The 7,220-nt window shown below is 69.9% G+C and carries 6 protein-coding genes; 2 read left to right on the top strand and 4 right to left on the bottom strand.

Annotation, left to right across the window (positions count from 1 at the left end; genetic code table 11):
- Positions 1 to 57: 57 nt before the first annotated feature.
- Complete coding sequence (locus ACFXJ5_RS39075) at positions 58 to 1,518, bottom strand: NAD-dependent succinate-semialdehyde dehydrogenase (protein ID WP_384642560.1); 1,461 nt, start codon at positions 1,516 to 1,518, stop codon at positions 58 to 60.
- A gap of 183 nt (positions 1,519 to 1,701) precedes the next feature.
- Here ACFXJ5_RS39075 and ACFXJ5_RS39070 point away from each other — a divergent pair, with 183 nt between their 5' ends.
- Complete coding sequence (locus ACFXJ5_RS39070) at positions 1,702 to 2,148, top strand: ArsR/SmtB family transcription factor (RefSeq protein WP_384642557.1); 447 nt, start codon at positions 1,702 to 1,704, stop codon at positions 2,146 to 2,148.
- 37 nt (positions 2,149 to 2,185) lie between these two features.
- Here ACFXJ5_RS39070 and ACFXJ5_RS39065 read toward each other — a convergent pair whose 3' ends face one another.
- Together ACFXJ5_RS39065 and ACFXJ5_RS39060 are read right to left on the bottom strand one after the other, a co-directional pair.
- Entirely contained in the window at positions 2,186 to 3,262 is a 1,077-nt protein-coding gene (locus ACFXJ5_RS39065; protein ID WP_384642555.1) for an MBL fold metallo-hydrolase, read from the bottom strand.
- A 207-nt stretch (positions 3,263 to 3,469) separates the two neighbouring features.
- A complete protein-coding gene (locus ACFXJ5_RS39060; protein ID WP_384642552.1) occupies positions 3,470 to 4,936 on the bottom strand; it encodes an MFS transporter in 1,467 nt (488 codons plus the stop codon).
- A gap of 394 nt (positions 4,937 to 5,330) precedes the next feature.
- Between ACFXJ5_RS39060 and ACFXJ5_RS39055 the strand changes: the two genes are divergently transcribed.
- Positions 5,331 to 6,263, top strand: coding sequence for an acyl-CoA thioesterase (locus tag ACFXJ5_RS39055; RefSeq protein WP_384642549.1), 933 nt, complete (start codon positions 5,331 to 5,333; stop codon positions 6,261 to 6,263).
- A 45-nt stretch (positions 6,264 to 6,308) separates the two neighbouring features.
- On the opposite strand, the gene ACFXJ5_RS39050 is transcribed toward ACFXJ5_RS39055, so the two are convergent.
- The gene (locus ACFXJ5_RS39050) at positions 6,309 to 7,100 is read right to left on the bottom strand and encodes an enoyl-CoA hydratase/isomerase family protein (protein ID WP_384642546.1); all 792 of its coding nucleotides are present in this window, start codon (positions 7,098 to 7,100) and stop codon (positions 6,309 to 6,311) included.
- Between the last annotated feature and the right edge of the window lie 120 nt (positions 7,101 to 7,220).

The raw sequence follows: 7,220 nt of genomic DNA, 5'->3' as shown, positions 1-7,220 counted from the left end.
GTGCCGGTACCGCCCGCGGGCGGTACCGGCACCGTGGCGTCTGTCTGTCCCTGCCGATCAGAGCGAGATACCGACCAGCTTGGTGTCGAGGTACTCGTCGATTCCCTGTGGGCCGCCCTCGCGGCCCAGACCGCTCTCCTTGATCCCGCCGAACGGCGCTGCGGCACCGGTCGGGTTGATGTCGTTGATGCCCACGATTCCGAAGCGCAGCGCCTCGGAGACGCGGAGAGCGCGAGAGAGGTCGTTGGTGTAGACGTAGGCGGCGAGCCCGTACGCGGTGTCGTTCGCCATCGCGACCACCTCGTCCTCGTCGTCGAACGGGATGATCGGGGCGATCGGGCCGAAGGTCTCCTCGTAGTAGACATCCATGTCGGGCGAGACTCCGGTGAGCACGGTGGGCGCGAAGAACTGTCCACCGGCCAAGCCCTCGCCGAGCAGCCGCTCGCCGCCGGCGAGGACCTTGGCGCCCTTGTCCACCGAGTCGGCGACCTGACGCCGCATCTTCGCCATCGCGGCGGCGTCGATCAGCGGTCCGATGGTGACGCCTTGGGTCAGCCCGCTGCCCGCCCGCATCGCCCGCACCCGCTCCACCAGCACGTCGAGGAAGCCGTCGAGCAGCGCACGCTGGACGAAGACGCGGTTCGGGCAGATGCAGGCCTGCCCGCTGTTGAGGAACTTGACCAGGCCCAGACCCTTCGCCGCCCGCGCGGGGTCCGCGTCACCGAACACGATGAACGGAGCATGACCGCCCAGTTCCAGCGAGACCCGCTTCACCGTTCGCGCGGCCTTGGCGTTGAGCATCGTGCCGACGTCGGTGGACCCGGTGAACGTCAGTTTGCGCACCTCCGGGGCCGCCAGCATGGCATCGGCCACGGGGCCGGGGTCGCTCGTGGTGACCAGGTTGACCACGCCCGCCGGAACGCCGGCCTCGTGCAGCAGGTCGACGACCGCGGCAGCGCAGAGCGGGGTCTGCTCGGCCGGCTTCAGTACGATGGTGCAGCCTGCGGCCAGCGCGGGCGCGACCTTGCGGGTGATCATCGATATCGGGTAGTTCCACGGTGTGATCGCGGCGACCACGCCGACCGGTTGGCGCATCGTCAGGAACCGGTGACCGGGGCGGGACGAGGGGATCGTGCTGCCGTAGACCCGCTTCGCCTCCTCCGCGTACCAGCTCAGGAAGTCCGCGGCGTAGCGCACCTCATTGCGGGCCGCACGGATCGGCTTGCCCTGTTCGCGGGTCATCAGCCGGGCCAGCCGCTCGGCGTTGTCGGTCATGGCGCGGTGCGCGCGCTCCAGGACGGCCGCCCGTTCGTAGGCGGTCGCCGTCGACCAGGACGGGAACGCGCGGCTCGCCGCCTCGATCGCCCGGCGGGTCTCGGCGGCGCCGGCGTCGGCGGCGCGCCCGAGCACGGTGCCGTCGGCGGGGTTCGTCACATCGAACTCCGCACCCGAGTCGGCGGCGTGCCATGTGCCGTCGAGGTAGATGCTGCGGGGTGAGGGCACGGCGTCATCGGGCATCTGCAGGACCTCCGGGAGAGTCGACGCGTCCGGCTGTGCGAGTCGGACAGGATACTTCGATACTTCGATAGTAATAGAGAGTCAATGTAGCAAGCGCGGGATTGGCCGCCCACCGTCGATCACCGCGCGGTGCCCGGCGATAGCATGGGGCCGCAGCAGCGACAGAAGCGAAGGGCGGCACGCATGGCCAGGATCGCCGGGACCAGCCGGTTGCGGCAGGCTGCGGCGTCACCGGAGCTCGGTCCCGCGGACGTCTTCAAGGCCCTGGGTGATCCGGTGCGTTGGAGCATCGTCTCCCAGGTCGCCGCGGTCGATGAGCTCGCCGCCAGCACCCTGGAGGACACCCTGGAGGTGTCCAAGCCCACGATCTCCTACCACACGAAGATCCTGGTGCAGGTGGGCCTGCTCGCCGTCCGCAAGGAGGGCCGCAACTTCTTCTACACGCTGCGGGACGACGTGCTGCACGCGCTCATCGACGACATGCGCGCGCTGGCCCCCGGACCGGGTCCGGACGGGCTCCCCGGTGCGTCCGCGCCCTCCCGGCCGGCGTCCGCTCGCCGCCGCCCGCGCCCGCGACAGGCCGCCGAGCCTGCCGGCGAGGAGTCCGACGTGGCGATCCCGACGTGGTAGCGGGGCGCGCGGGCCGGCGCCCCCGCCCCGGGCCGGTTCAGCCGAGGTCGGGCAGCGAATCGCGGACCAGGTGCCAGGCGTCGACGTCCACGCCCTTGTTGACGACGGAGCCCGTGCGAGCCAGATGGACGAGGTGTGCGTAGGCCTCGCCTATCGCGAAGCGGCGGGGCGGGCCCTGCATCTGCGACCAGGACCGGCTCCACTTCAGTCCGGCCGTGACGGTGACCGTGTCCGCACCGGGTTCGGCGCGGACCACGTCGATCACCTCGGCCAGGCGGTCGCGGTGGTGGCGCCGAAGGTCGTGCACGCGGCGGCTCAGACCGGTGAACCGGTATTCGTGCGCCGGCAGGACCTCGGCGTCGTCGTATTCCGTCAACAGCAGCAACGAGGACAAGTAGTCGCCCAGGACGTCGTCCTCGACGCCCGGCGCGGGGCTGATGTTCGGGGTGATCCTGGGCAGGACGTGGTCTCCCGTCAGCATCAGGTTCCGCTCCGCGTCGAAGAAGCAGATGTGCCCCGGAGTGTGGCCGGGGGTCCAGATCGCCGAGAGCGAGGAGCCCGGCCCCAGCGGCCGGTCGCCGTCCTGGATCAGCCTGTCGGGCACCACGTCGAACCGCTTGAACATCCCCGGATGCGGTTGATCGACGCCCGTCGCCAGGTCGGGGGACATACCCCGGTGGGCGAGCCAGGCGTCGTTGGCCTGCTTGAAGGAGTCGAAGCCGGCGAACTCCCGCTGCGGGCCCGCATCCGCCTCGTGCATCCCGATCCATGCTCCGCTGACCTCGCGGACACGGCGGGCCAGGCCGAAATGGTCGGCGTGGCCATGGGTGACCAGCACGGCCCGGACATCGGTGATGTCCCAACCTGCCTCGCCGAGACCCGCCACCAGGCCGTCCCAGGCGTCCTCGCACGGCCATCCGGTGTCGACGAGCGCGACTCCTCCCGCGTAGCCGACCGCATAACTCAGCACGTAGCGCAGCGGGTTGTTCGGGAACACCGTCGGGATCGACCACAGGCCGGGCCTGACCTGTTCCACCGGGGGTACGACGCGGTCCAGCCACGCCTGGCGCTGGACGTTTCCGGTGACGGTGATGCTGTCCGGCTCGTACGACACGGCGGCCCCTTGGTTGGGTGCGCCGGACTCCAGATCCGCGGAACTCGTCGGAAGGCACGTCGCACGGTTTCTTATCAACCTACTTACAGTATGGCTTTCCGTCCATGCCGCCGAACTGTGTCCGCCCTGTCAGCTGTGTCACAGGCACCGCTGCCGCCCCGACCTCCCGGTCGGGGCGGCAGCGGTGGGGCGTCGGGCCGCGAGGCGTCAGTCCGCCACCGCCGCGCCGCCGGTCGCCTGCGCGCGACCGTGCCGCATGAACAAGCTCAGTACGACGGAGATCGCACCGAGGGCCGCCACTCCCAGGAAGACGTAGGTGTAGCCCTTTCCGGCGTAGGCAGGGCTGGTGCCCCCCACCACGTAGAGCGCGAGCACCACGGTCGCCAGCACCGGCGCGGCACCGGCGGTGAGTGCGGAGGTGGTCGCCTGCAGCCCGCCGCTCACACCGGTGAGACGCGGCGGAACGGCCTCGATGACCAGGTTGACCGTCCCCGCGTAGTAGAAGCCCGTCGCGATCCCGAACAGCATCATGCTGATCGCGTACTCCCACAGGTGGGAGTGCGCCAACGCGATCACCACCGAGGCGACGACGCCGATGACGGAGCACAGCAGGACGACCAGTCGCGGCGAGTGTCGTCGGCACAGGTAGCCGCCGAGCGGCCCGCAGACGATGGTCACGACACCTGTGAACAACCCGAACAGACCCGCATGGAACGAGGACAGGCCCATTCCGTACGTCACGCCGCCGCCGGAATGGCTCTCCAGCATCTGCGGGATCAGGAATCCGGCGGAAGACGTGGGGACCGACGCGAACAGCGCTATCAGCAGCGAGGTCCGCAGCGCCGGAGCCGCCAGCAGTTTCATGTCGATCAGCGGTTCGGGCAGGCGGTTCTCCAGAACCACGAACCCGACGAACGAGAGCACCGCGATGGCGAAGGGCAGGAGCGTGCCGATCGACGTCCACCCCTCACTCGAGCCCTGGGTGAAGCCGAACAGCAGCATGCCGATGCCGAGGGTGAGCACGACCGCGCCCGCGACGTCGATCCTGTGCCTGCTCCGGCGCCCGACGTCGGGAACGCCGAAGTACACGATCGGCGCGAGGACGAGCATGTAGAGGGAGCAGAACCAGAAGACCGAGTGGTAACTGAACGAGCCCACCAGGGCACCACTGATGATCGGCCCTATGGCGACGGCGACCCCGACTCCCGTCGCGCTCAGGCCGATCACGATGGGAACCATCCGCTTGGGCAGGTACTCGCGGAAGAACGCGTAGTTGACGCCGGGCAGTGCGATGACGGATGACTGCAGGACTCGTGCCACCATCATCATCGGAAACGTGGACGTCAGCGCCCCGAGGAGTGAGCCGATGAGGAAGAGCAGCACCGCTGCCATGAACAGCTTCTTGTAACCGAACACGTCGGAGAGCTTTCCGGCGAGCGGCTGCAGTGCGCTGCCGACCAGGAAGGTGATGGTCACGATCCACGGCAACTGACCCGGGGTGAAGGGCGGGATCATGTTGTGCAGGATGTTGGTGAACATGAGGGCGGAGAAGACGGTCGCCTCCATCATCATCATCACCGCGACCGTGACCAGCACATAGTGCGCCGTGGATCGCTGCTTCTGCTCAGGTGGATCTTCCACGTCGGGCTGGGTCAGCTTGCCGACATCGGTCATGGCCTCTCCTTTGAGTACATGCGGTGCGGAGCGTGCCGGGGACGGCGCCGGCGCGGGTGGTGTGTGGGGCGACAACTCGTCAGGGGAGGACACTCGTCCGGGGGTCGTGGACGAGCTCGCTCGTTGGCGGATGTCGGAGGGCTCGGCTCGGTCGGAACGAAACCCTCCGAGCGGAGGAACCAGCATGGCGGCTGAGATCGCCAATTCATTTCGATACTTCGAAATGTTGATAGCGGTTGGCACAGTATTACCCCACCGCAGCCGGGCGCGCTAGTGTCGTGCGCGTTACGGCAAGGCTTCCGATAGCTGGGTGAATCGGCGGTCCTCGGCTCGGCGTCCGAAGCGGGACCGGACGGTGCGGTCGTGGCGCACGGACGAGCGGAGAGGAATGCGTATGGAGGAGACGGGATCCGCCGCACAGCTGAGCGGTGTTGACTACGCCCCGTCAGGTCACCGGGCCGAGTCGGCCGCTGTCGGCCTGGCCGGCCTGTTCGACCTGGAGCGCTCGTCGGCAACCGGCTTCCGCGCCGTTGGCTCGGGTATCGGCACGGTGCGGTTGTTCGGTGGCCAGACCGTGGCACAGGCGCTTTGGGCGGCGGGACGAACGGCCCCCGAAAACCACAGGGTGCACAGCCTGCACGCCCACTTCCTGCGCTCCGGCGAGAGCTCAGGTGCGGTCGACTACCGGGTGGAGGCGGTCCGGGACGGCGCCGCGTTCGCCACCCGCCGGGTCGTCGCCGTCCAGCGGGGGACGGAACTCCTCCACCTGACGGCCTCCTTCCATCGCCCGGAGCCCGGGCCCGCGCACCAGAGGGCGGAGCTCGGCGCGCCCGACCCGGAATCGCTGCCCACTCCGGAGGAATCGCTCCCGGACGCGCGGTCGAGGGAGTGGTACCGGGGCGTCCGAGCCACGTTCCCGTTCGACATGCGCTTCGCCGGCGCCCCGCCGGGAGCGGTCGGCGGCACTACCGCACCGTCCCGGCACGGCGTGTGGTTCCGGGCGCGCGAGCCCCTGGGGGCCGACCCTCTCCTGCACGCCTGCACCCTCGCCTTGGCGTCGGACATGTTCCTCCTGGCCGCGGCCCTTCCTCCGCACGGTCTGCGGATGGGCGAGGCGGGGCTGCTGGCGGTGAGCCTGGACCACACGGTGTGGTTCCACGACGGCGCCTTCCGCGGCGACGACTGGTTCTTCTGCGCGCAGGAGGGGGAGTGGGCCGGCGGCGGCCGGGCGCTGTGCCGCAGCACGGTCTTCGACCGCCGTGGCACCCTCGTCGCGACGGTCGCGCAGGAAGGACTCGTCCGCCTCGGACCGCAGCCGGGCCGGTAGGGCCCGGCCGGCACCTTTCCGGGCGAACTCCGGGGAGCCGGCCCGTCAGTCGCCCATGAACAGGGGAGCGCGGTGCTCCCTCTTGGCCTGGATTCCCTCGTGGATGTCCGAGGTCGCCATCGTCACCGGCTGGGCCAGCGCCTCCCACTGCAGTGACGCGGCAAGTCCGTTGGCCGACTGCTCGAGCCCGGCCTTCGTCAGCCGGGTCGCGATCGGCGAGGCGCTCGCGATGCGCCGCGCCACATCAAGGGAGTGGGCCAGCGCGTCGTCCGCCACTGCGGTGATCAGTCCCCACAGGGCGGCTTCGTCGGCCGGCAGTTCGCGGCCCGTGTAGAGGAGATCGCGTGCGCGCGGCACGCCGACCGCCTCCTGGAGCAGCCAGGTCGCCGCCATACCGCCATGGGTTCCCAGGTAGACGAACGGCGTGCTGAACCTCGCGGAGGTGCTTGCGTACCGTAGGTCGCATGCCAGAGCCAGGCACAGCCCCGCGCCGACGACGGGCCCGTTGACAGCGGCGATAACCGGGAAGGGCAGCTCCCTCGGCGCGAGCCAGGTCCGGTAGAAGGGCAACATCCGCCGCCGCATCCGGTCCGGCGTGTTGTCCCGCGCCGATCCCTGGTCGAGCCAGGAGAGATCGGCGCCCGAGCAGAACGAACTCCCGGCCCCGGTGACCACGAGCACCCGCACCTCGTCGTCCTGGGCGACCGTGGCCAGCGCGTCAGACCAGGCGGCGGTCACCTCGGCGGTCATGGCGTTGCGCACGCCGGGGCGGTTGAGCGTGATCAGCCGTACGCCTGGCGCCGGCTCTTCCAGGAGCACGGCGTCGTTCGAGCTCATCTCGGTCTTCTTCCTCACGATGGTCCCGCAGTTGGACACGTCGCCGTCCGCGGGCGGGCGGTCGACCGGCTCGGCTGCGGCCCCCGCGCCGCCCGGCTGTCGCAGCCGCCGAGGCGGCCT

Source organism: Streptomyces sp. NPDC059373, from assembly GCF_042751495.1.
GTDB lineage: Bacteria > Actinomycetota > Actinomycetes > Streptomycetales > Streptomycetaceae > Actinacidiphila.
Note: the sequence above shows the minus strand (reverse complement) of the source record. Positions and strands in the feature narration are given on the sequence as shown.